This window comes from Streptomyces sp. GbtcB7, from assembly GCF_019091445.1.
Taxonomy (GTDB): Bacteria; Actinomycetota; Actinomycetes; order Streptomycetales; family Streptomycetaceae; genus Streptomyces; species Streptomyces mirabilis.
The window spans coordinates 20,568-43,898 of record NZ_JAGXJM010000010.1 but is presented as its reverse complement, the minus strand read 5'-3'; the positions used below and the strand labels follow the sequence as shown (position 1 = coordinate 43,898).

Here is a 23,331-nt window from a genome sequence, read left to right as displayed (position 1 = left end):
TCAGCCCTTGGTGGTGCACTTCGGCAGGTCGGCGGTCTTGCCGGAGCTGATGTCCTTCAGGGCGTTCATCGCGTCGTCGATGGTGTTGACCTTGACGAGGGTGAGCCCCTTGGGGGTGTCCTTGGCGGCGGCCGCGCAGTTGTCCTTGGGCGTCAGGAAGTACTGGGCGCCCTTCTCGCGCGCTCCGATCGTCTTCAGCTCGATGCCGCCGATCGGACCGACGGTTCCGCTGTCGTCGATGGTGCCGGTGCCGGCCACGAACTTGCCGCCGGTGAGGTCGCCCGGGGTCAGCTTGTCCACGATGCCCAGCGCGAACATCAGCCCGGCGCTCGGACCGCCGACGTCGGCGAGCTTGATGTCGATGCTGAACGGGAACGTGTGATCGGTCCCGGCCGAGATGCCGACGATGGCGCGGGACGCGCCGCTGTCACTGGACTTCGCCGTGGTGATGGTCACGTCCGTGGTCGCGGTGGCCGTCTTGCCCGCCTTCTCGGCGGCGGCCTGCTCCTTGGCGGGCACCACCGTGAAGACGACCTTCTCGCCGGGCTTGTGCTTGGTGACCAGCTTGGCGACGTCCTCGGGTGCCTTGACGGCCGTACCGTCGACGCTCTTGATCACGTCACCGGCGTGCAGCCGGCCCTCGGCCGGGGAGCCCTTGACGACGGTCGACACGATCACCCAGGACTTCACCGGGACGCCCAGCTCCTTCAGAGCGGCCACCTTGGCGCTCTCCTGGGACTGGCTGAACTCCTCGGCGTTCTCCTGCGTCGACTGCTGCTCGGTCTTGCCGTCCGGGTAGAGCGTGTCGTGCGGTACGACCTTGTTGTCATGTGCCAGCCACCCGTACACGGCCTCTACGAGGTTCATGTTGTAGTCGGCGCTGGTGACCCGGACAGTGGTCATGTTCAGGTGCCCGGTGGCCGGGTACGTCTTGCGTCCGGAGATCTGCAGCACCGGCTCGCCGTCGTGCTCGCCCAGTGTGTTCACCGTCGGCCCCGGTGACATCTCCGAGTACGGCACTTTGATGAACACTCCCGCGCACAGGAGCGCGATCAGGATCAGGGTGGAGGCGAGCATCGTCGCGGTGCGGCGTGGCATGCCACGACAGTACGGGACGGTGCTGTCAGCGCACTGTCGGGGCCGTCCGTACGGGGCCCGGGCGGCCCCTGCGGGGCCCTGGCCTCAGACTGCGTCGGAGTGCGGCTTCTCTCCGGCACCGGGCCGCACCATGACGGCCTCGGAGCGCTCCATGGCCGCGCGGAAGCGCGCGTACCCCTCGAGCTCGATGCCGTCTCCCACCGTCTTGCGGTTCCGGCTGGCCCAACTGCCCCACAGTCCGGCACCGATCGCAGCCGAAAGCGGAATCAACAACCAGGCGAGCGACGCCATGCCGACCTCCCAACCCCACGAGCGACCGCAACTGACTGATCAGCAGATTAACCATCCGCCTTGTTAACGCTCATACCAGGGGGTCGGTTACGCAACCGGAGCAAGGGTGAGAACTCGGTGAGGCCGGACTCACACGTCCGGCCGACTCCCTCAACAGGCTCCGACCCACTCCTCCGTGCCGTCGGAGAACTTCTGGTGCTTCCAGATGGGCACCTCGTGCTTGAGGTCGTCGATCAGCTTGCGACACGCCTCGAAGGCCTCACCGCGGTGCGGACACGACACGGCGACGATCACCGCGAGATCACCGACGGCCAGATCACCGACCCGGTGCACGGCGGCCAGCGCCCGAACCGGATACTCGGCGACCACCTTCTCGGCGATCCGCCGCATCTCGGCCTCCGCGCTGGGATGACACGAATACCCCAGCGCGTCGACGTCGGCACCCCCGTCGTGATTGCGCACGGTCCCCACGAAGAGCGCGGTCCCCCCGGCGGCGTCATCCCCGACGGCCCGGAAGACCTCGTCCAAGGAGAGCGGCTCGTCCCGAATCGCCAACAGCCGAATCGGATCCTGCGCGCCCAACTCACCCGGATGCTCAAAGGTAGGTGCCATGGCCCCATCGTGCCGCACCCCACGGCACCCACGAAATACGCCGTTCACCCCGCACACACACGTGACCTTTTGGAGCCTCCTACAGAGGGAACAAGCCCGTACCCCACCCACCCCGGCCCGTCCACCATTCGACGACGAGGCCGTCCAGTCCACCCCCGGGCTCGGAGGCGAAGCCCCGAGGGCAGCGGCGACACGAACCCGCCGGGGTGCAGGGGCGGAGCCCCGCCGGGGTCCAGGGGCGCAGCCCCGCCGTGGGGCCAGGGACAGAGCCCCGCCGGAGTCCAGAGGCGCAGCCCCGCCAGGGGTCCGGTGGCGGAGCCCCGCCGAAGTCCAGAAGCGCACCCCCACCGTGGGGCCAGGGACAGAGCCCCGCCGGAGTCCAGAGGCGCAGCCCCGCCAGGGGGCCGGTGGCGGAGCCCCGCCGAAGTCCAGAAGCGCACCCCCACCGGGGGCGCTGGGGCGGAGCCCCGCCGGGGTGCAGGGGCGGAGCCCCGCCGGGGTGCAGGGGCGGAGCCCCGCCAGGGGTCCGGGGGCGGAGCCCCCGGGGATGGGACGGGTAGGGGCGGCGGGGGCGGAACACCGGCCCCCGGCCACGACACACCCGCACCCGCCCCCAGGACTCAGATCCGCCGCCGAGCCTTCCGAGCCCGCCGAACCAACGCGGCCGTACCCAGAAGAGCAACCGTCGCCCCCGCAGCCCCCGCCGCCGTCGCATCCTTCCGCCCCAGCCGCCGCCCAGCCACGGTGTGCCGCCCGGCAACCTCCTCCAGCAGCTCCGCGAGGACCTCCTCGTTGGTCCACTGCGGCCGCCACCCGGCGTCATGCATCCGGCTCCCACTCACCACCCAGGGGTACATCGTGTACGCCAGATCCCCGGCGGGCGAAGGAGTGAGCCCAATCCGGTGAAGTCGCGCGGCAGCCCCCAGCGCGACGGCGGACGGCAACTCCATCCGCCGAATACCGCTGAGCTCCTCGACCTCCTCCTGCTCCAGCCACCCGTCGCACCCGACGGCCAGCTCCCCCTCCACCTTCTCCAGGACGGCGTACTCCAGAGCACTGCACAGATCCTCGACGTGGCAGAACTGCCAGGCAGGCCGTGACCCCGCCACCACAAGGAGCCGAGGAGACTCGAAGTACCTGGTCAGGGCGGTGTCGGTACCACCACCGACCAGGACCCCCGGCCGTACGACGGTGACATTGAGCCCTGGATGCGCGCGCGGCGCCCGCCGGGCGAGCCGCTCGATCTCCAGCAGGTCCCCGACCCCCGTGGCCTCGGCGGTCGCCCGCAGTTCGGCGTCTTCGGAGAGGGGCAGTTCGTTGTCGGGCAGCGCCCCGTAGACCATCGCGGAGGTGCACAGCACGACCCGGTGCACCCCGGCCGCGGCGGCGGCCGTCAACACGGTCTGCGTCCCCCGGACGTTGTACGCCGTGCGCGCCGCCGCGTCCGTCTCCAGGTCGAGGTCCAGCGCGAGATGCACCACGACGTCCGCGCCGCGCAGCTTCTCGGCGATCGCCGGGTCCCGCACGTCGAGGATCTGCCACTGGGCGCCCTCGCACTCGCCGCGGCGCTCGTCGATGGCGATGACCTGCTTGATCTCCTCGCTGGCGGCAAGCCGCTCGGTCAGCATCGCGCCCACGCCGGACGCGGCGCCGGTGACCGCGACGACGGGCCCGCGCAAGGGCGGGCTGGTTGAGTGGTTTCGCGCTGCGCGAACCTGTGGATCTGGGGAACTCACCGGGCGTCTCCAGCGGTTGTCTTCAGTAACGGACGCGCGTGACGCATCCGTACCAGGTGGCATCCATCCTGCCGCAGGCCAAGAGTCGGCGAAGCACCGAGGCCCGATCGGGTTCGGGTGTCTACGCTGGGTGGTGTTGTCGGGCAGTCGCCGTCGGAACGAACCGGCGGCCTTACCAGCCGAGGAATCCCGTGAGTGACACCCCATTCGGATTCGGCCTTCCGCCGGAGGAGCCGGAGAACGGCGACGAGGGCAAGAAGAAGGACCAGCAGAGCGGCGGTGGACAGGGACCGTTCGGTTTCGGGCCGCCCGGAGCCGGCGGCCCCGGCGCCGACAATCCGCTCGCAGCGATGTTCGGTTCCATGAACCCCAACGATCTGGGGGCCGCGTTCCAGCAGCTGGGTCAGATGCTCTCGTACGAGGGCGGTCCGGTGAATTGGGACATGGCCAAGCAGATCGCCCGCCAGACGGTCTCCCAGGGCACTTCTGACGGCACCAAGGACGCGAGCGTCGGTCCCGCCGAGCGCACCGCGGTTCAGGATGCCGTACGCCTGGCCGACCTGTGGCTGGACGACGCGACGTCCCTGCCGTCCGGCGCCGCCTCCGCCGTGGCCTGGAGCCGCGCGGAGTGGGTCGAGGCGACCCTGCCGGTGTGGAAGGAGCTCGTCGACCCGGTCGCCGAGCGGGTCGGCGCGGCCATGGGCGATGTCCTGCCGGAGGAGATGCAGGCCATGGCGGGCCCGCTCATCGGCATGATGCGCTCCATGGGCGGCGCCATGTTCGGTACGCAGATCGGGCAGGCCGTCGGCGTGCTCGCGGGCGAGGTCGTCGGCTCCACCGACATCGGCCTGCCGCTCGGCCCGGCCGGCAAGGCCGCGCTGCTGCCGCTGAACATCGCGTCGTTCGGCAAGGACCTGGGCATCCCCCTGGAGGAGGTGCGGCTCTACCTCGCCCTGCGCGAGGCCGCCCACCAGCGTCTCTTCTCGCACGTGCCGTGGCTGCGCTCGCACCTGTTCGGCGCGGTCGAGGGCTACGCGCGCGGGATCAAGGTCGACACGGCCAAGCTGGAGGACGTGGTCGGCCAGCTCGACCCGCAGAACCCCGAGCAGCTGCAGGACGCCCTCCAGCAGGGCATGTTCCAGCCGGAGGACACGCCGGAGCAGAAGGCCGCGCTGGCCCGTCTGGAGACGGCGCTCGCGCTCGTGGAGGGCTGGGTGGACGCGGTCGTGCACGCGGCCGCGAAGCCGCGTCTTTCCTCCGCGGACGCGCTGCGCGAGACGCTGCGCCGGCGCCGCGCCACGGGCGGTCCCGCCGAGCAGACGTTCGCCACACTGATCGGCCTGGAGCTGCGCCCGCGCCGGCTGCGGGACGCCTCGCGCCTGTGGGCCTCGCTCACCGACGCGCGCGGTGTCGACGGCCGCGACGGCCTGTGGGCCCACCCGGACATGCTGCCGACCGCGTCCGACCTCGACGACCCGGACGGCTTCGTGCACCGCGAGCAGCTGGACTTCTCCGAGCTCGACAAGATGCTCGGCGAGGCGGCGAGCGGCTCCGCCGAGAAGACGAACCTGAAGAAGGACGACGCTCCCGCGGACGAGGACAAGGACGACGACAAGGGCGACGGCACCGAGTGACCCTTCACGACGACGCCGTCCTCGTACTGAAGCAGTACGAGGACCAGGAAGAGCTGCGTCAGGTCTATCTGGACCATCTGTCCGAGCATCCCGACGGCATGTGGAAGGCCTGCACGGCGGGGCACGTCACGGCCAGCGCCCTGGTCATCGACCCGGTCGGCGGCCGCGTCCTGCTGACGCTGCACCGCAAGCTGCAGATGTGGCTGCAGATGGGCGGCCACTGCGAGCCGGGCGATCCGACGCTGGCGGCGGCCGCGCTGCGCGAGGCGACCGAGGAGTCGGGCATCGAGGGTCTGATCCTGCTGCCGGGCGGCCCCGTGACCCTGGACCGGCACGCCATCCCGGCGCCGTGCAACTGGCACCTGGACGTCCAGTACGCCGCGCTCGCCCCGGCCGAGGCCGTGGCAGCGATCAGCGACGAGTCCCTGGACCTGCGCTGGTTCCCCTACGAGGAGGTCGCGGACGTGGCGGACGCCTCGGTCGTACGGCTCCTGGAAGCAACCCGCGCACGACTCTCGGCCTGAGGCACGTGTAAGGGGCGACCGCCATGGCGATCGCCCCTTACGTTCGTTTCCCGGACCGTCACCCGGTCAACTGACCGCCGGTCGATCAGCCGACCTCGGGTCCGGCCGTTCAACCGAGCATCGGCGGGTCAGCTCCAGACGTTGCCCTGGTTCTGCGCCCGGGCCCCCTGCTGCCCCATGCCGTACTGGGCGCGCAGCCCCTGGCCGATCACCGCGTTCTGCGGCGGCAGCAGCTCGCTGGGCTGGACGAGCGCGAAGCCCTGGCCCAGGAAGCTGAGCTCCCAGCCCTCACCGGTGTTGCCCCGTCGCCGCCACACCCCGGAGGAGTGCGTCTGGGCCTGCATCTGGACACGCAGGCCGGTGGACCAGGCGACGATCGCGTCGGCGTCACAGTTGACGTACTTGTCCGGCGTGACCTGCATCATCAGCGGCATGCCCGAGGTCATCAGGGCGACCTTGCCCCGGCCGGTGATGTTGAGCTGGTACTTGCCGGAGCCGGAGATGCCGTACTGGCTGTCCACGGCGATGACCTCGTGGTGCAGCGAGGAGTCCATCGCCAGGACGTAGCTGCTGTCGACGGTCAGCCCGTCCTGCTCCACGTCGACCACGTGCACGTGCTGGGCGAGATTGGCCAGATAGACCGTCCCCTGCCCGTGGCACCGCATCAGGTCGAGGCCTTCACCGGTGTACGCACGTGCGCGGTGCTGGCTGTTGTTCTGGTACTCGGCGTCGAACTCCACGAGCCCCTGGTACGCGACCATCGTTCCCTTGCGGGCCAGGATGTCGTCGTGCCCCTCCATGACGACTCGCAGCATCTGCGAGTTCTGGAGGCTGTAGCGCTCCTGGGTCTGCTGCTCGTTGTAGCCGAAAAGCGGGCTCTGCATGATGTGGTGCTCCCCCTCAGCCCCGGATCCGGAGGCGGTCGGTGCTGTCCTCGCTGGGCTGGACGACGACGATGCCCTGTCCGGAGAACGCCATCTGGTACGCCTCGCCGCTGCCGCGTCCGATCAGCGACTGCGCCTTGAAGCTGCGCTTGCCCTTCACCTTGAGGTTCGGGGACCAGGCGACGAGCGCGTCCGGGTCGACGTACGTCTCGTCCTCACCGCCGCCACAGTCGACCACGATCGGCTTGCCGCGCGAGGTCAGCGCCACCCAGCCCTGACCGGAGATCTTGGTGTTCCACAGGCCCTGTCCGGCGAACTTGGCGAGCCCCTTCACCCGCTCGACGCCCCACTGGAGATGGGCGTCGAAGGCGAGCAGGTTGGTGGCGTTGACGGAGATCGCGTCCCCGTTGAGGTTGATGACGACGACGTTCGCCCCGTAGTCGGCCAGGTAGAGCAGGCCGTCGCCGGTGCACTTCATGAGGGGCGCGCCCTCACCGGTCATCCAGTCCCGCGCGATCTGGCGTACGGCGGGCGGGTTGGGCTCGTACTGGACGAACCCTTCGTAGGCGACCATCGAGCCCACGCGCGCGAAGAGGTCGTTTCCGGTCTGCATGGCGACCTTGAGCATGTGGTTGCCGTGGTTCTCCATGCGGGCGGTGACAGGTGCCGGGGCGAAGCCCGCGAGTGGCTGGTTCATGACGGGCTCCCTCAGACCTCGTACGGCTGGACGACGATGAAATTGCCGGGCGCGCCGCGGAACTGGAGGTTCACGCTCTCCCCGGTGTCGCCGGGGTAGGCGTTGCGGCGCATCCGCACCTGGCTGGAGACGATCACCTGGGAGGCCGCGGACCAGGCGACGACGGCGTTGCAGTCGGCGAAGGTCGTCGGCGTCACGGGCAGCACCACGGGAGCGCCGTGCGTCTTCACGACGATCGTTCCGGTCCCCTGGAACTGCATGGTGAACAGCGCGCCTCCGGGGATGCCGTGCCCCTCGATACGCCGGACCTCGTACTGGAGGGACTCGTCGAAGGCGAGCACGCTCTCCGCGGAGACGCAGATCGCGTCGCCCTGGAGTTCGATGGGATGCACGTGGGTGGCGTTCTCGGCGAGGAACACCTGTCCCTGGCCGGTACAGCGCATGAGCTGCATCTCCTGACCGGTCGCGTTGCCCACGATCCGCCCGGCGAAGCCGGCGCCCTTGTAGCTGAAGTCGACCTTGCCCTGGTAGAGCACCATGCTGCCCTGGCGGGCCAGCACGGGCTGGCCGCCGATACCGAGGTCGACGCGGATGAGCTTCTTGTTCTGCTGAGTCCACCGCTGACCGGTGGGCGTCTCCTTGTAGGCCCCGAGCGCGGCGGCCACACCGGCACCGCCCTGCGGGGCGCCCTGGGGAACGCCGTACGGGGACGGCGCGCCGGGCTGACCCGGCGCCTGGCCCGGAACCTGCCCGTACGGCGGCTGCTGGCCGTAGCCCGGAGGCGCCGTCGGAGCCTGCTGCCCGTAGCCGGGGGGCGCGGGCGGTGCCTGCTGGCCGTAACCGGGCGGCATGGGAGCCGTCTGGCCGGGAGGCTGCTGTCCGTAGCCCGGCGGCGGACCGGGCGGCTGGATGTACGGAGCGGGGCCCGGCGGCGGCACGGAGCCGCCCGGTGGGGTGTGCAGCGGGGCGATGATGGTCGGCGCGGCGTGCACCGAGGGTGTGGTGGGCGGCGGCGTGAACCCCTGCGCGGCGGGCTGTGGCGCGGGGACGGGAGCCGGAGCCGGGGCGCCGAACGCGGGGGGCGCGGTGGCCTGAGCGGGCGGAGCGAAGGACGGTGCGGCGGTGGCCTGCGGCTCCTGCGCGGCGGGCTGCTCCTCGGCGACCTCACCACCGAAGTTCTTGAGCAGCGCGTCGAGGCCGCCGTCGAAGCCCTGCCCCACGGCGGCGAACCGCCAGACGTCCTTCAGGTAGAAGTCGCCCAGCATCACGGCACGCTCGGTGGAGAACTCCGCGCCACTGAACGAGTACCGGGCCACCTCCTCGCCGCCCGCGACAACACGGAGGTATCCGGGGGCGATCTGCGACATCTGTCCGGCGCCGTCGATCGTCGCCGTGAACGACAGCTTCTGGATCTGCGCCGGGATCCGGTCGAGCGTGACGCGGAAGGACTCCGTGTCACCCGACTGGGCGCCGAGGAGCTGGATGGATTCTTCGGGGGTCTTCGGCTGGTTGAAGAAGACGAAGTACCGGTCGTCCGAAAGCCTTTCGTCGGCGTCCAGACCGAAGCAGCTGATGTCGAAGGTCAGTCCGGGACCGGTGATCTGCACACCTACGTACAGATCCGTGCCCGCGGTGAGGTCACTGATCCTGGCCTTGTGGCCGCGTTGGAATTCCCTGGCCATGCGTAACGACCGTCCCCCATCCCGAGTGCGATTGCGTCGCGTCAGGCTAACGGGAAACTCTGGGAGTGAACGCCGCCGGTACAGACCCGGTACACAATCACCTCCCGGCGGGGACGGTCCGCCGCCCGCGCCCGCTACTCGTCGCTCGCCACGGGCAGATGCGGCAGCCGTTCGGCCGCGACCACCCCTTCGAGATAGCCGCGGGCGCGCTCCGTACGCGGATACGCCTCCAGCAGCCGCCAGAAGCGGGGCCCGTGACCGGGCACCAGAAGGTGCGCGAGTTCGTGGACGAGGACGTAGTCGACGACATACTCGGGCATGCCCTGCAGGCGATGCGAAAGACGGATACTGCCCTCGGCCGGGGTGCAGGACCCCCAGCGCGTGTTCTGATTGGTGACCCAGCGGACCGAGGCGGGGCGGGCCCGGCCGTCGAAGTACTGCTCCGACAGCCGCGCGGCGCGCTCGGTCAGCTCGGCGTCGCCGAGCACCCGTTTGCTCTCCTGGGCGGCCAGCTTGTCGAGCATGACGGTGACCCAGCGCTGTTCCTCCGCCTCGGACATACGGGCGGGGATGAGCACGACGGTGCGATCGCCCTCGCGGTACGCGGAGACCGTTCTGCGCCGACGCGCGCTCCTGCGAACCTCGATCGCGCTCGCCCCCGAGCCGCTTGGCGGCGGGCTCGTCGTGCTGCGCTGTGGCTTTCCGGCGCGGTGCAGTGGGTCGGCGGGCACGCCCCGACGTTACCCGCTGCACATGGGGGAAGTCCCGTCCCCTGGACGGTTCGATGCCGATCCGCACCCCGCGCGCTTGATTTATACGACGAACACCACTGCCTGTGGACAACTTTCGGCACGGTTCGGCCGGGCGGGGCATGCTGGCATTCGATCGGCGGGCCCGGGACGGACCCCGCCGACACACGGGGATGCTCTACGGGTACGGGGGTCGGTCATGCATCCGATGGTGAAGCCAGCGCTGCGGCGCGGCTGGCGGGATCTCAACACCGTGCAGTTCGGGATGGCGCCCGCGCACGCGATGGTCCTGGGCCCGGTGGACACGGCGACAGGCAGCTTTCTCGACCTGCTCAACGGAACACGCGGGCTGCCGCTCCTTCGCGACCTGGGTCGCGCGATGGGCCTGCCCGACGGTCATGTCGACGCGCTCGTGGAGCGACTGGCCCGCTCGGGTCTGCTGGACGACGCGACGGGCGGCGGCCGGGCCGCGGACGCCCTGCGCGAGAAGAAGGCGGTCCTGGACCGGCTCCGCCCCGACCTCGCGTCCCTGTCCCTCGTCGCCCGCGCGCCGGGCGACGCCCTGAAGCATCTGGCCGCCCGCCGCTCCCTGCGGGTGCAGGTGCGGGGCGCCGGCCGGGTGGGAGTCGTCCTGGCCTCCCTCCTGGCCGGCGCCGGTGTCGGCCAGGTCGAGGTGCGCGACATCGGCAGCGTCGAACCCTGGGACGTGGCACCGGGCGGACTGCCCTCAGCGTCCATCGGCGAGCGCCGGGAGGAAGCCGCCCGGCGCGCGGTGCGCCGAGCGGCACCGGATCGGCCACCACGGCCCACTGCCGAAGACGAGGAACTCGGTCTCTCCCTGGTGATCCTCGCGCCCCGGGACGGCCTGGCGGTGCACGCCCCCGATCCCGCCGTCGCCGAGCCCCTGATCACCTCCGGCACACCCCATCTGTACGCGGGGGTCGTGGAGGGAACGGGTGTCGTCGGCCCCCTGGTGCTGCCCGGCGACACCGGCTGCGCGGGCTGCCTGGACCAGCAGCGCATCGACCGGGACCCGACCTGGCCACGCCTGATCGCCCAGTGGCGCTCCACCGCCTCGCACCAGGTCCCGGCGTGCGACCTCGCGCTGGCGACCGGGGTCGCCGGACTCGCGGCGGGACACGCCCTCGCCTTCCTCGACGGACAGCTGCCCTCCAGCGCCGGAGCACGCTGGGAGTCCTCCGTGCCGGGCTTCGACTGGCATGCGAAGCCGGTGTGGTCGCATCCCGCATGCCCGTGCGGCGCGGCGGAGAAAAGTAAGAAGGGGGAGCGCGCCGCCGAGGACGGGCAGCCGCACGAGACAATGGCGGGGCAACAGCCGCACGCGGCACGGCTGTCTGGGACTTGGAGGGCGCATGTCTGATCTTCCCCGGAAGGCAGTCACCCGAACTGCCAAACTCGCCGCACTACCGCTCGGCTTCGCCGGGCGAGCGACCTGGGGGCTGGGCAAGAGGATCGGCGGGAAGTCCGCGGAGATCGTCGGCCGCGAGCTGCAGCAGCGCACGGCGGAGCAGCTCTTCAAGGTCCTGGGCGAGTTGAAGGGGGGTGCCATGAAGTTCGGACAAGCTCTGTCCGTCTTCGAGTCGGCACTGCCCGAGGAGGTCGCGGGACCCTATCGCGCGGCGCTGACGAAGCTCCAGGAGGCGGCGCCACCGATGCCGACGCGCACGGTGCACTCCGTTCTGCGGGAGCGCCTCGGCGAGGACTGGTCCGAGCTGTTCCAGAAGTTCGAGGACAAGCCGTCCGCGGCGGCCTCGATCGGCCAGGTGCACCGGGCTGTGTGGCACGACGGACGCGAGGTCGCCGTCAAGGTGCAGTACCCGGGGGCGGGCGAGGCCCTGCTGTCCGATCTGACCCAGCTCAGCCGATTCGCCAGGCTCCTGGGCCCCCTGATCCCCGGCATGGACATCAAGCCGCTCATCGCGGAGCTGCGCGACCGGGTGTCCGAGGAGCTCGACTACGCCCTGGAGGCAGAGGCCCAGGAGACACATGCCACGGAGTTCGCGGGCGATCCGGACGTGCTCGTCCCGGCGGTGGTCCACCAGTGCGACCAGGTCCTGGTGACCGAGTGGATCGACGGGATACCGCTGTCGGAGGTGATCGCCGAGGGCACCCAGGAGCAGCGGGACCGTGCGGGCCAGCTGCTGGCCCGGTTCCTCTTCTCGGGTCCCGCCCGTACCGGACTGCTGCACGCCGATCCGCACCCGGGCAACTTCCGCCTCCTGCCGGACGAGAAGAGCGGCTGGCGGCTGGGCGTCCTGGACTTCGGCACGGTCGACCGTCTTCCCGGTGGTCTGCCCTCGACGATCGGCTACTCCCTCCGGATGACTCTCGAGGGCGAGGCCGAAGCGGTCTACGAGCTGCTGCGTGAGGAGGGCTTCGTCAAGGAGTCCATAGAGCTCGAACCCGACGCGGTCCTGGACTATCTCCTGCCGATCATCGAACCGGCCCAGGTCGACGAGTTCACGTTCACCCGCGGCTGGATGCGCAGTCAGGCCGCCCGCATCGCCGACCCCCGCTCCCCCGCACACCAGTTGGGCAGGCTCCTCAACCTGCCACCGTCGTATCTCCTGATACACCGTGTGACGTTGAGCACCATCGGAGTCCTGTGCCAGCTGGGCGCGACGGTACGGCTGCGCGACGAACTGGAGGAGTGGCTGCCGGGTTTCGTACCGGGAGAGGACCCGACGGAGGAGCTGCTGGACGAGGAGGAATCAGCGGCCGGAGCATGACTCGGGCCGTCTTCGACCAGCGGGCCGGCCTGGGCGTGGCCCGGGTCGGCCTGGGCGTGCCCTACCACCAGGCCGAGTCCAGCCGTCCCTCGATCGCCCTGAGGTTGCTGCGGGCGCAGTTGTCGCAGAAGTAGTGGCGGGTGCCGTTCTCCATGGAGCAGGTCCACGTCAGCGGAGGGCCGTCGGCCGGGGTGCCGCAGCGGGCGCACACGAGGTGCCGGGCCTCGGCCGTGTCGGGCCGCGGCATGGAGCCGGTGCTGTCACTGTCCCCGGGAAGACTCGTCACTCGGCGACGATAACGCCGTGGTCGGCGGTTCGCCCGGTACAACGCACCGCGGGGGCCGGTCCGTTCGGACCGACCCCCGCGAGGAGCTGCCTACTGATACTGCAGCGACTGCCTTCGGCTAGTGCATGACCGCCATGGCCAGCGCGCGCCGGGCGCGCATGGAGGCGCGCTCGGCCCGACGCTGCATCCGACGGGCGGAGGCCAGGCGCACGGCCAGGCGTTCCCGCTCGGCCTCGTGCAGTCGCTCGTGCATATGCGCACGAGCCAGGGCTTCTGGGATGAGTTGCATCTCGCGGGTCCTGTTCTGACGCGAGTCGTTCGCGCCGGTGGTGGTGAAGTCTGGGATGGCGGAGCCTGCGGGCTCGCTGGTGGACGGCTTCATCGGGGCCTGTTTCTTGGGGTCGTGCGTCAGGGGGCGATCGATCGTTCCTACGGCGTTCATGCCGCAACCGGGTTCTTGCGCGGGCGGCCACGCGGCCGCTTGCGGGCCACGACAACACCCTGGACGAAGAGCTCGCCGCCCCAGACACCCCAGGGCTCGCGCCGCTCCTTGGCGCCGGCGAGGCAGGCCTCGATCAGCGGGCAGGTGCGGCAGAGGGACTTGGCGTACTCGACGTCGGCCGGCGACTCGGCGAAGAAGACCTCCGGGTCGTAGGAGCGGCAGGGGACGGGTACGCCGAGGTTCTCGATGGCGTCGTCGAGCGCGGTGAGCGCAGTGAGCGGGATCAAGGTGGAGTCCTCCGTGAGGCCGGGCGGGGGGATCGTTTCGGAAGGCGGTACGGACGGGGCGTGCGCTTCGAGTTGCACGGTTGGTCTTCCTCGTCTGGTCGTGCCGGCCGGGTTGGCCGGTTGGCGGCTGGTACCGGGTTCTTTTCTTGTCCCGAGGCCCCTTCGCTCTGCCGTCCCCGGTCGGGGACAAACAGAAGGGCCGCGGATCCCGGGTGGGGTTCCGCGGCCCTGAAGGCGCCGGCCTGATCGAAGATCAGGCTGGATCACTCCAGGGTTCAGGCCCACGGAAGGCCCACATCGTGTGGTGCTGCTTCGTCTGCTTCAGGGATCCGGCACCGGCTGCCGCAAAGGCATAGGCCTGGGCCTCTGCCACTACTGCCGCTTCCAGTGCCTTCATCGGTCGCTCATTGCGCTCACGGATGGGAAGAACCGCGAGAGACAGAGGGGAGGCCGGCCGGACGGCAGCGATGCCGGACAGACCGGTGCCCAGGTTCGAGACGCCGAGCAGGCACGTGGAGACGACCGAGCGATCGGTCATTTTGGCGGTGCTGATGGAGCTGATGTTGATGCTGATCACTGGAATCGCCTCCTCTCGGCGTCTTGGGGGACTGGGGTGAGCCAGTCCGACGGCTATTAAGTACAGCACGGAACCAGGGCCTTGGAGAAGGCCGCTGCTGCCGTGGTTAAGAACCTATGGGGATTGCTGGGGCATGCGCAAACTATTTTTTCGACGAGTTTGCATCAGTCACCCTCGCCGCCCTCCGCAGGCTCTTGACCTGCGCAGATGGCCAGAACATCGGCCCCGAAGCGGTTGAACTTGCGCACGCCGACCCCGGGGATCCGCGCCAACTCGCCCTCGTCGTCCGGCGCGGCCTCGGCGATCGCCATGAGTGTCTTGTCGGTGAAGACGCAGAACGCGGGCTGCCCACTGCGCTGCGCCTGTACCGCCCGCCACTCCCGCAGCCGCTCGTAGAGGCCTTCGTCCATGTCGGAGGGGCAGTCCTCACAACGCATCAGTTTCATCTCGCCGGCGTCGGTCAGCGTGCGCCCGCAGACCCGGCAGCGGGCCGGGGTCCGGCTCGTCCGCCGTACGACCGTGCCTCCGCTGCTTCCGATGCCGCGCTCGATGCCTCCTGGACCGCCGGCGGCGCTGCGGCCCACGGTGGCGACGGAGCCGGGGCGCAGCCCGTCGAGGAAGCGGCTGGGCCGACGGTTGGGTCTGCCGCCGGGTGAGCGGGACAGGGCCCAGGAGACGAGGAGGTGTTCTCTGGCGCGGGTGACTCCGACGTAGAGGAGTCGGCGTTCTTCCTCGATCTGCTCGTCGGTCTTTGCGTAGGTGATCGGCATCATCCCCTCCGCGACGCCGACCAGGAAGACGACGTCCCACTCCAGTCCCTTGGCGGAGTGCAGGGAGGCGAGGGTGACGCCCTGGACGGTCGGGGCGTGCTGGGCGCTCGCGCGCTCGTCGAGTTCGGCCACCAGGTCACCGAGGGTGGCGCCCTGTTTGGCGGCGGCGAAGTCCTGGGCGAGATGGACGAGGGCGGCCAGTGACTCCCAGCGCTCTCTGACGGCGCCGGATCCGGCCGGGGGTTGACTGGTCCAGCCCTCGCCGGAGAGCACCGCTCGGACCTGGGAGGGCAGATCGACGACGTCGTCGAGGAGGGAGTCGTTGGCACCGAAGCGGGCGGCCGCACGCAGGGCGGCGCCTGCTTTGCGCACCTCAGGGCGGTCGAAGAACCGCTCGGCGCCGCGCAGCTGGTAGGGCACTCCGGCGTCGGCGAGGGCCTGTTCGTAGATCTCGGACTGGGAGTTCGTGCGGAAGAGGATGGCGATCTCGCCCGCGGGGATGCCGGAGGCGATGAGGTCGCGGATGCGGCGGGCGGCGCCCTCGGCCTCGGCGGGTTCGTCCGTGTATTCGGCGTAGACGGGCTCGGGGCCCGGGGCACGCTGGGAGATCAGTTCCAGGCGGTGGTCGGCGGCCCGGCCGCGGGCCTGCGAGAGCAGGCCGTTGGCGAGGTGCACCACTTGGGGTGAGGAGCGGTAGTCGCGGACGAGCTTGACGACGGTGGCCCCGGGGTGGCGGGTGCGGAAGTCGAGCAGGTGGTCGGGAGTTGCACCGGTGAACGAATAGATCGTCTGGCTGGCGTCGCCGACGACGCAGAGGCTGTCGCGCTCGCCGAGCCACAGCTCCAGGAGGCGCTGCTGGAGGGGGCTGACGTCCTGGTACTCGTCGACCACGAAGTGCTGGTACTGGGAGCGGACCTGCTCGGCGATGTCGTGACGGTCCTGGAGGATCGCGACGGTCAGCAGCAGGACGTCCTCGAAGTCGATGACGGCGCGGTCGCGCTTGAGGTCCTCGTACGTGGCGTAGAGCTGGGCGATCTCGGCCGGGTCGCGGGGCGAGAGACGGCCGGTCTTGGCCGCGGCGGCCGCGTAGTCGGCGGGCACGGTCTGGGTGACCTTGGACCATTCGATCTCGGCCGTGACGTCGCGCAGCTCGCCCCGGTCGAGGCGGATGCGGCAGGCGGCTGCCGCGTCGGCGACGAGCTGGATCTTGCGGTCGATGAGCCTGGGCAGGCCGCCACCGACCGCTTTCGGCCAGAAGTACTGGAGTTGGCGCAGCGCGGCGGAGTGGAACGTACGGGCCTGGACACCACCCGCGCCGAGCTGGCGGAGCCGGCCGCGCATCTCGCCCGCGGCCCTGTTGGTGAAGGTGACGGCGAGCACACTGGAGGGCTGGAGGATCCCGGCACGCACCCCGTAGGCGATGCGGTGGGTGATCGCTCGCGTCTTGCCCGTGCCGGCGCCTGCCAGCACGCACACCGGACCGTGCAGGGCGGTGGCGACCTCGCGCTGCTCGGGGTCGAGCCCGTCGAGCACCGCGTCGGCCGTGTCCGGTGCCTGCGGGAAGAGGGTGGAGTGCGTTGCTGCTGTCACCCCGCCATGCTGCCAGGTCGGCGGGGACGCATGAGCCGGTTGTCCACAGGGAGGCCCTCGCAGTCGTACTAATGCGGCAGGCGCTGGGCGTGCTCTTGCTCACCCGTCTGCCGCGAGGTGCACTCGTGTACCGGGCCGGGGTACCCGGGCACGGGAATGGTGGCCCGCTCGCGTACGTTCCACTTCTGCGACAACGCACCCCCAGCAGCAAAGGAGCGCGAGACACATGCCGGGCACTGTGACGATGTACAGCACCACGTGGTGCGGCTACTGCACGCGACTGAAGGGCCAGATGGACCGCGCGGGCATCGCGTACAACGAGATCAACATCGAGCAGGACCCGGAGTCCGCGGCCTTCGTGGAGAAGGCGAATGGCGGAAACCAGACGGTTCCGACCGTGCTGTTCGCGGACGGCTCGACGCTCACCAACCCTTCGCTGGCGCAGGTCAAGCAGAAGATCGGCGCGTAAGCGGCTCACCATCGGTGCGCCCCCGGCGGTTGCCGCGGGCAGTGACAGGGGCGGTCCTTGAGTCTGACTCAAGGACCGCCCCTGTTGTGTGACTTGCGCCACTCGCGCGAGTGGTGTGTGTCGGTCAGGCGGCTACCGCTCCCGGGCGCGGCAGGGGCTTGCCGTACCAGAGTTCGATCAGGCGGGCGGCGATGGAGATGCCGAACGGAGGCAGTACCTCGCCGGACTCGAAGGCGGTGCGCAGGTCTTCGCGGGAGAACCAGCGGGCCTCGTGGATCTCCTCGCCGTCGACGTTGATCTCGGACGAGGTGGCGCGGGCCATGAAGCCGAGCATGAGGCTGGAGGGGAACGGCCAGGGCTGGCTGGCGACGTACTCGACCTCGCCGACCGTGACGCCCGCCTCCTCGAAGACCTCGCGGCGCACGGACTGCTCGATGGACTCGCCGGGTTCGACGAAGCCGGCGAGCGTGGAGAAGCGGCCCTCGGGCCAGTGCACCTGGCGGCCGAGCAGGATGCGGTCCTCGTCGTCCGTCACCGCCATGATCACGGCCGGGTCGGTGCGCGGGTAGTGCTCGGCGCCGCAGGCGGGGCAGCGCCGGATGTGTCCGGCCGCCGCGATCACGGTGCGCTCGCCGCAGCGTGAGCAGAAGCGGTGCAGCCGCTGCCAGTTCTCCAGGGCGACGGCGTGCACCATCAGACCCGCGTCGCGGGGTGAGAGCAGGAGTCCCGCCTCGCGCAGGCCCGCCGAGCGGGCGGACTGGTCGATGCGGCCGGGCAGTGCGTCCTTCTGGAGTGCGAAATAGCTCACACCGTCGTCGTCCGTGCCGAGGAAGTAGCGGTGCGCCTCGGTGAGTGGGGCCTCGAAGGAGGGGGTCATGACGAGTTCGGTGGTGCCGTCCGCCGTCTCGTCGATGAGCACCTGACCGCCGGAGACCACGAAGACGCGGGTGGTGGGGTGGCTCCAGGCCGCCGCGAGCCAGGCCTCGTCGAGCCGGTGGTGGGCGGCCCTGTCGATGCCGCTCGGGGCGGTGAGCGAGATGGGGCGGTCGGCGGTTCGGTCGGTCCAGGTGGTCACGGGTGCTTCCAACTCCCCCGGTGGAACGGTTATTTCGGCGGGCGGTTCAGCAGGGCGGGTGCGAAGGGCGCTGTTCGGGGTGGGGACGGACTCTTCAGGAAGGGTGGAGACGGGCTCTTTCAGTGTGCCTCGCGCCAGTTCTCGGCCAGGTCGCCCCACAGGTAGGCGCTGGTTTCGACGCCCTTCATGAGGAGGTCGAGCTCGACCTTCTCGTTGGGGGCGTGCCAGCCGTCGGAGGGGACGGAGATGCCCAGGAAGAGCACGGGGGCGCCGAGGACTTCCTGGAGGTCGGCCGCGGGTCCCGAGCCACCCTCGCGGGTGAAACGGATCGGCTGTTCGAAGGCGCGGCCCATGGCGCGTACGACGGACTGCAGGGCGGGGTGGTCCAGCGGTGTGAGGCAGGGGCGGGTGGCGGCGCCGAACGTGATCTCGTGCCGGATGCCGGCGGGCAGCCGGTCGGCGGCCCAGGCGCGGACTGCCTTCTCGATGTGGTCCGGGTCCTGGCCCGCCACCAGCCGGAACGAGAGTTTCACGGTGGCCGAGGACGGGATGATCGTCTTGCTGCCGGGGCCTTGGTAACCGCCGCCGATGCCGTTGACCTCGGCGGTGGGGCGGGCCCAGATGCGCTCCAGGGTGGTGTGTCCGGCCTCTCCGTAGGTGGCCGTCGACTTGGCCGTGCTCAGCCAGCGCTCCTCGTCGAAGGGCAGTTCGGCGAAGAGCTCACGCTCGCGTTCGGTGAGTTCGGTGATGCCTTCGTAGAAGCCGGGGACGGCTACGCGCGCGTGCTCGTCGTGGAGGGCCGCGACAAGGCGGGCGGCGGCGGTGGCCGGGTTGGGCACGGCACCGCCGAAGGAGCCGGAGTGGATGTCCTGCCGCGGCCCGTACAGCTCGATCTCGCACTCGGCGAGGCCACGCATGCCGGTGCACACGGTGGGGGTGTCCTCGGACCACATGCCGGTGTCGGAGACGATCACCGCGTCGGCGGCGAGCCGGTCGGCGTGGCTTTCGACGAGGTCGCGGAAGTGCGGGGAGCCCGACTCCTCCTCGCCCTCGATCAGGAGCTTGAGGTTCACGGCCGGTGCGCCGCGCCCGGTGGCGGCGAGGTGGGCGCGGACGCCGAGTGTGTGGAAGAACACTTGGCCCTTGTCGTCGGCGGCACCGCGCGCGTGGAGGCGGTTTCCGCGGATCACCGGTTCGAAGGGGTCGGTGTCCCAGCCGTCCTCGCGGGCTGCGGGCTGCACGTCGTGGTGTCCGTAGACGAGAACCGTGGGAGCCCCGGGGTCCTCGGCGGGCCATTCGGCGAAGACGGCGGGGGCGCCCTCGGTCGCCCAGACCTCGGTGGTCGGGAAGCCGGTCTCCTGCAGCTTGGCGGCGAGCCAGTCGGCGCTGCGTGCCACGTCCGCGGCGTGGTCGGGCTGGGCCGACACCGAAGGGATGCGCAGCCACTCCGCGAGGTCGTCGAGGAAGGCTGTGCGGTGGTTCTGGATGTACGTGCGGACGGTGCTGACGGCGTTGTCAACGGGCTTGCTCATGCTCACGAGCCTATCCGCCCACGGAGGCGTGTTCGTCCGGCGGATCCCCGGCAGACGGTTCCTGTGGGTCAGCCGGGTCCTGTGTGAGCAGTCGTTCCAGCGCCGCGCGGTCCGGGAGCTCGTCCGGGTGGACCACCTCACCGCTGCGGACGTACAGGAACGCGGCCTTGACGGACTCCAGGGGCACGCCTTGCTGTTCGGCCCAGGCGAGGCGGTACAGGGCGAGCTGGAGGGGGTCGGCGGTGCCGGTGCGGCTGGTCTTCCAGTCGACGATCTCGTACGTCGTGCCGGCGTCGTCCTGCGCCCGGTAGACGGCGTCGATCCGGCCCCGTACGACGCGTCCCGCGATGGCGAGCTGGAACGGTGCCTCGACGCGGTGGGGGGTGCGGTGCGCGTAGGGAGTGCGTTCGAAGGCGTCCTTGAGTTCCTCCAGGTCGCGTTCGTCGGCGATCTCGGCGTCGCTGCCGGGGAGCTCCTCCGGTTCCAGCATCGGCAGCCGCAGCTCTTCGAAGCGGGACTCCAGCCAGGCGTGGAAGCGTGTTCCGCGGCGCGCGGCGGGCTGTGGGGGGCGTGGCATGGGGCGTGCGAGCTCCTGCGCGAAGCCGTCCGGGTCGGCGGCCAGGCGCATGAGCTGCGTCACGGTGAGCGACGCCGGCAGGGGGACGTCGGTGACGCTCGCGCGGGCGCGCAGGAGCTCTCCGGTCAGGGCGTCGAGGTCGCGGTCCCAGGAGGCGAGGGTGCGGACCTCCTCCGGGGTGAGGTGCGCGGGTTCCTCAGGGTGCGGTTCCTCAGGGTGCGGTTTCACAGGGTGCGGGCGAGCCCCCGGAGCCGGTGCCTGGTGCGGGACCGTCGGGCGGTCCTGCGCGGGTCGCGTCGGCCGGTCCTCGGGGCGGTCGGCCGACCAGGAGTCCCAGTCGGAGTCGTCCCCGTCGGGGAAGCCGTCGTCGAGGAAGTCGTCGTCCCCGTAGGACACGTCGTCGTACGCGGGGTCGTCGTCCTCGGGCGGGGGTGGCCAGTCCGGATCGTCGTACGAGGTGGGGTCGTGGTCGGCCGTGTGCCGGGCTCCCTCCGCGCCGGGGTGGGGCTCTTCGTGGGACGCCACGCGCTCCAGGTGGGCGAGTACGGTCTCGGCGGCGGCGCGGCGGCGGGCCAGTGCCGCGTCGTCGAGCGGGAGCGGCCACGCGTGGTCGGCGGCCGCCTCGCGCAGAGCGGGGTTCTCCTCGTCCTCGGCGGGCTCCTCGGCCCAGACCTCGATCTCGCCGTGTCCGGCGGCGCAGTGCTCGTAGAGGGCGTCCAGGAAGTCCGAGGGGCCGCGTGGCTTCTTCTGTGAGGGGCCCCACCAGTGGCCGGAACCGAGTAGGAGCGAGCGGGGGCGGGTGAAGGTGACGTAACCGAGGCGGAGCTCTTCGGTGTGCTGGTGGTCCTTCATGGCCTCGTGGAAGGCCTTGATGCCCTTGGCGTCCCAGGTGGCGATCTCGGGGAGCGTGTCGGCGTCGCCGCGCAGCTCGTGCGGCAGGACCTTGCCCTGGGCGGTCCACTTCTCGCGGCCCTGGCCGCTGGGAAAGGTGCCGGTGACGAGTCCGGGGACCGCGACGACGTCCCACTCCAGGCCCTTGGACTTGTGCGCGGTGAGCACCTTGACGGTGTTCTCGCCGCCGGGCAGGGCGTTGTCGAGGCCCTTCTCGTACTGGGCGGCGGTGCGCAGGAAGCCGAGGAAGGCCAGCAGCGTGGCCTCGCCGTCGCCCGCGGCGAAGGACGCGGCGACGTCGAGGAAGTTCGACAGGGTCTCTCGGCGGCGGGCGGCCAGCGCGTGCGGGGACGCGGAGAGCTCGACCTCGAGGCCGGTGACGGCGAGCACCCGGTGCAGGACGTCCATCAGGGGGTCGGCGAGCGAGCGGCGCAGATCGCGCAGCTCGGCGGCGAGCCGGGCGAACCGCACCCGCGCGTCCGGCGAGAAGGGCAGCCCGTCGTCGTCCCCGTCGGCCTCGATGGGCATCTCCAGGAACGTGTCGAGGGCGTCGGCGAGCGATATCACCTCCGCCGGGTCGACCCCCTCCACGGCCGCGGCGAGCCGGCGGTCCGGGTCCTCGTCGGCGCCCACGCGCGCGTGGGACACGAGCAGGCGGGCGCGCCGCCCCAGGAGGGCGAGGTCGCGAGGGCCGATCCGCCAGCGGGGGCCGGTGAGCAGGCGGACCAGGGAGGCGTTCGCCCCGGGGTCCTGGAGGACTTCGCAGACGGCGACGAGGTCGGCGACCTCGGGCAGGTGCAGCAGCCCGGAGAGGCCCACCACCTCGACCGGGATGTCCCGGGCGACGAGCGCGCCCTGGATCTCGGCGAAGTCGCCCGCCGTACGGCACAGCACGGCGATCTCGCCGGGTGCCTTTCCGGTGCGTACCAGGTGGGCGATGGAATCGGCGAGCCAGTCGATCTCCTCGGCGTGGGTGCGCAGCAGCGCGCAGCGGACCTGGCCGTCGTGCTCGGCTCCTGGGGCCGGGCGCAGGGCCTCCACGCCCTCGTGCATGGCGCGCAGGGGCTCCGCGAGGCCGTTGGCGAGGTCGAGGAGGCGACCGCCGCTGCGACGGTTCTCGCTGAGCGCCTGACGGGCCGCGGGGCGGCCGTCGGCGTGTGCGAAGTGTTCGGGGAAGTCGTCGAGGTTGGCGACGGAGGCACCGCGCCAGCCGTAGATGGCCTGGCAGGGGTCGCCGACCGCGGTCACGGGGTGGCCTGTGCCGCCGCCGAAGAGTCCGGCGAGCAGGATGCGCTGGGCCACCGAGGTGTCCTGGTACTCGTCCAGCAGCACCACCCGGAACTCGTCGCGGAGGATTTCCCCGACCTCGGGGCGGGTGCGGGCCAGGGTGGCCGAGAGGGCGATCTGGTCGCCGAAGTCGAGGAGGTCGCGCTCGCGCTTGGCCGATCGGTAGCGGCCCACCAGCTCGGCCAGTTCACGCCGGGCCGCGGCCGCCTCGGGGACCTTCCGCAGGTCGGCGTTGGTGAGTTTGGCGCCCTCCAGGGAGCGCAGCAGCTCGGCGTCGTAGGCGCGCAGGTCCTCGGGCCGTACGAGGTGTTCGGCGAGCTCGGAGTCGAGTGTGAGGAGGTCGCCGACGAGGTCCGGGAAGGAGCGGGTCAGCGCCGGGTACGGTCCCGGGGCCTCGCGCAGTACGCGGGCGGCGAGCTGGTAGCGGGTGGCGTCGGCGAGCAGGCGGGAGGTCGGTTCGAGTCCGATGCGCAGGCCGTGGTCGGTCAGCAGGCGGCCCGCGAAGGCGTGGTAGGTGGAGATCACCGGCTCGCCCGGCGGGTTGTCGGGGTCGATCACGTCCGGGTCGGTGACTCCGGCCTTGATCAGCGCCTTGCGGACGCGCTCGGCGAGTTCGCCCGCCGCCTTGTTGGTGAACGTGAGACCGAGGACCTGTTCGGGGGCGACCTGTCCGGTGCCGACGAGCCACACCACACGAGCCGCCATCACCGTGGTCTTGCCCGATCCGGCTCCGGCCACGATCACCTGCGGGGCGGGCGGTGCGGTGATGCAGACCGTCTGCTCCGGGGTGAACGGGATGCCGAGGAGCTCCTTGAGCTGCTCGGGGTCGGTGATACGGGCGGGCATGTCGGAGAGGCTAGCGGCGCCCACTGACAGCGGAGGCCACATCGG

Annotated in this window: 21 protein-coding genes; 5 read left to right on the top strand and 16 right to left on the bottom strand. The window is 70.9% G+C overall.

The genetic code is table 11. From position 1 onward, the window contains the following. From KVT44_RS17885 to KVT44_RS17870, 4 genes are all read right to left on the bottom strand, one after another. Window positions 1–1,098: a PDZ domain-containing protein gene (locus KVT44_RS17885; protein WP_217567772.1), complete on the bottom strand. Its 1,098-nt coding sequence runs from the start codon at window positions 1,096–1,098 to the stop codon at window positions 1–3. Between the two features lie 84 nt (window positions 1,099–1,182). Beyond that, window positions 1,183–1,389, bottom strand: coding sequence for a hypothetical protein (locus tag KVT44_RS17880; protein WP_099920743.1), 207 nt, complete (start codon window positions 1,387–1,389; stop codon window positions 1,183–1,185). Window positions 1,390–1,539: 150 nt separating this feature from the next. Continuing rightward, window positions 1,540–2,001, bottom strand: coding sequence for a molybdenum cofactor biosynthesis protein MoaE (locus KVT44_RS17875; protein ID WP_190172821.1), 462 nt, complete (start codon window positions 1,999–2,001; stop codon window positions 1,540–1,542). Window positions 2,002–2,621: 620 nt separating this feature from the next. Then, on the bottom strand, window positions 2,622–3,737 hold the full coding sequence (locus KVT44_RS17870; RefSeq protein ID WP_079065022.1) for an SDR family oxidoreductase: 1,116 nt from the start codon (window positions 3,735–3,737) through the stop codon (window positions 2,622–2,624). Between the two features lie 191 nt (window positions 3,738–3,928). Between KVT44_RS17870 and KVT44_RS17865 the strand changes: the two genes are divergently transcribed. Together KVT44_RS17865 and KVT44_RS17860 are read left to right on the top strand one after the other, a co-directional pair. After that, complete coding sequence (locus tag KVT44_RS17865; RefSeq protein ID WP_054228168.1) at window positions 3,929–5,371, top strand: zinc-dependent metalloprotease; 1,443 nt, start codon at window positions 3,929–3,931, stop codon at window positions 5,369–5,371. Further along, window positions 5,368–5,895 carry an NUDIX hydrolase gene (locus KVT44_RS17860; RefSeq protein WP_099920745.1) on the top strand — a complete coding sequence of 176 codons (528 nt, stop codon included), beginning with the start codon at window positions 5,368–5,370 and terminating at the stop codon, window positions 5,893–5,895. The genes KVT44_RS17865 and KVT44_RS17860 overlap by 4 nt, the downstream gene beginning before the upstream one ends. Window positions 5,896–6,023: 128 nt before the next feature. On the opposite strand, the gene KVT44_RS17855 is transcribed toward KVT44_RS17860, so the two are convergent. From KVT44_RS17855 to KVT44_RS17840, 4 genes are all read right to left on the bottom strand, one after another. Next, window positions 6,024–6,779 carry an AIM24 family protein gene (locus KVT44_RS17855; protein ID WP_060900241.1) on the bottom strand — a complete coding sequence of 252 codons (756 nt, stop codon included), beginning with the start codon at window positions 6,777–6,779 and terminating at the stop codon, window positions 6,024–6,026. A 16-nt stretch (window positions 6,780–6,795) separates the two neighbouring features. Beyond that, a complete protein-coding gene (locus KVT44_RS17850) occupies window positions 6,796–7,476 on the bottom strand; it encodes an AIM24 family protein (RefSeq protein WP_054228171.1) in 681 nt (226 codons plus the stop codon). A gap of 11 nt (window positions 7,477–7,487) precedes the next feature. Beyond that, complete coding sequence (locus KVT44_RS17845) at window positions 7,488–9,158, bottom strand: TerD family protein (RefSeq protein ID WP_217567771.1); 1,671 nt, start codon at window positions 9,156–9,158, stop codon at window positions 7,488–7,490. A gap of 134 nt (window positions 9,159–9,292) precedes the next feature. Continuing rightward, entirely contained in the window at window positions 9,293–9,889 is a 597-nt protein-coding gene (locus KVT44_RS17840; protein ID WP_075028823.1) for a M48 family metallopeptidase, read from the bottom strand. Window positions 9,890–10,106: 217 nt separating this feature from the next. Here KVT44_RS17840 and KVT44_RS17835 point away from each other — a divergent pair, with 217 nt between their 5' ends. Both KVT44_RS17835 and KVT44_RS17830 read left to right on the top strand, forming a co-directional pair. Continuing rightward, entirely contained in the window at window positions 10,107–11,288 is a 1,182-nt protein-coding gene (locus tag KVT44_RS17835; RefSeq protein WP_217567770.1) for a TOMM precursor leader peptide-binding protein, read from the top strand. Next, a complete protein-coding gene (locus KVT44_RS17830; RefSeq protein ID WP_099920748.1) occupies window positions 11,281–12,657 on the top strand; it encodes an AarF/ABC1/UbiB kinase family protein in 1,377 nt (458 codons plus the stop codon). Before KVT44_RS17835 ends, KVT44_RS17830 begins: the two co-directional genes overlap by 8 nt. Window positions 12,658–12,718: 61 nt before the next feature. Here the strand turns inward: KVT44_RS17830 and KVT44_RS17825 are convergent, their stop codons facing one another. The 5 genes from KVT44_RS17825 to KVT44_RS17805 all read right to left on the bottom strand — a co-directional run bounded on the left by KVT44_RS17825 (window position 12,719) and on the right by KVT44_RS17805 (window position 16,609). Continuing rightward, a complete protein-coding gene (locus KVT44_RS17825) occupies window positions 12,719–12,904 on the bottom strand; it encodes a hypothetical protein (RefSeq protein ID WP_099920749.1) in 186 nt (61 codons plus the stop codon). A 157-nt stretch (window positions 12,905–13,061) separates the two neighbouring features. Then, a complete protein-coding gene (locus tag KVT44_RS17820) occupies window positions 13,062–13,385 on the bottom strand; it encodes a hypothetical protein (protein WP_099920750.1) in 324 nt (107 codons plus the stop codon). Beyond that, complete coding sequence (locus tag KVT44_RS17815; protein ID WP_054228178.1) at window positions 13,382–13,750, bottom strand: WhiB family transcriptional regulator; 369 nt, start codon at window positions 13,748–13,750, stop codon at window positions 13,382–13,384. Before KVT44_RS17815 ends, KVT44_RS17820 begins: the two co-directional genes overlap by 4 nt. Before the next feature lie 175 nt (window positions 13,751–13,925). Continuing rightward, entirely contained in the window at window positions 13,926–14,249 is a 324-nt protein-coding gene (locus KVT44_RS17810) for a hypothetical protein (RefSeq protein ID WP_054228179.1), read from the bottom strand. Window positions 14,250–14,413: 164 nt separating this feature from the next. After that, a complete protein-coding gene (locus KVT44_RS17805; protein ID WP_217567769.1) occupies window positions 14,414–16,609 on the bottom strand; it encodes an ATP-dependent DNA helicase UvrD2 in 2,196 nt (731 codons plus the stop codon). A gap of 226 nt (window positions 16,610–16,835) precedes the next feature. Between KVT44_RS17805 and KVT44_RS17800 the strand changes: the two genes are divergently transcribed. After that, on the top strand, window positions 16,836–17,078 hold the full coding sequence (locus tag KVT44_RS17800; RefSeq protein ID WP_054228181.1) for a mycoredoxin: 243 nt from the start codon (window positions 16,836–16,838) through the stop codon (window positions 17,076–17,078). A 124-nt stretch (window positions 17,079–17,202) separates the two neighbouring features. On the opposite strand, the gene nudC is transcribed toward KVT44_RS17800, so the two are convergent. The 3 genes from nudC to KVT44_RS17785 all read right to left on the bottom strand — a co-directional run bounded on the left by nudC (window position 17,203) and on the right by KVT44_RS17785 (window position 23,286). Beyond that, a complete protein-coding gene (gene nudC / locus KVT44_RS17795; RefSeq protein ID WP_179436442.1) occupies window positions 17,203–18,153 on the bottom strand; it encodes an NAD(+) diphosphatase in 951 nt (316 codons plus the stop codon). Between the two features lie 119 nt (window positions 18,154–18,272). Beyond that, on the bottom strand, window positions 18,273–19,685 hold the full coding sequence (locus tag KVT44_RS17790) for a dipeptidase (protein ID WP_099920753.1): 1,413 nt from the start codon (window positions 19,683–19,685) through the stop codon (window positions 18,273–18,275). A gap of 10 nt (window positions 19,686–19,695) precedes the next feature. Continuing rightward, the gene (locus KVT44_RS17785) at window positions 19,696–23,286 is read right to left on the bottom strand and encodes an ATP-dependent DNA helicase (RefSeq protein ID WP_217567768.1); all 3,591 of its coding nucleotides are present in this window, start codon (window positions 23,284–23,286) and stop codon (window positions 19,696–19,698) included. Window positions 23,287–23,331: the final 45 nt, after the last annotated feature.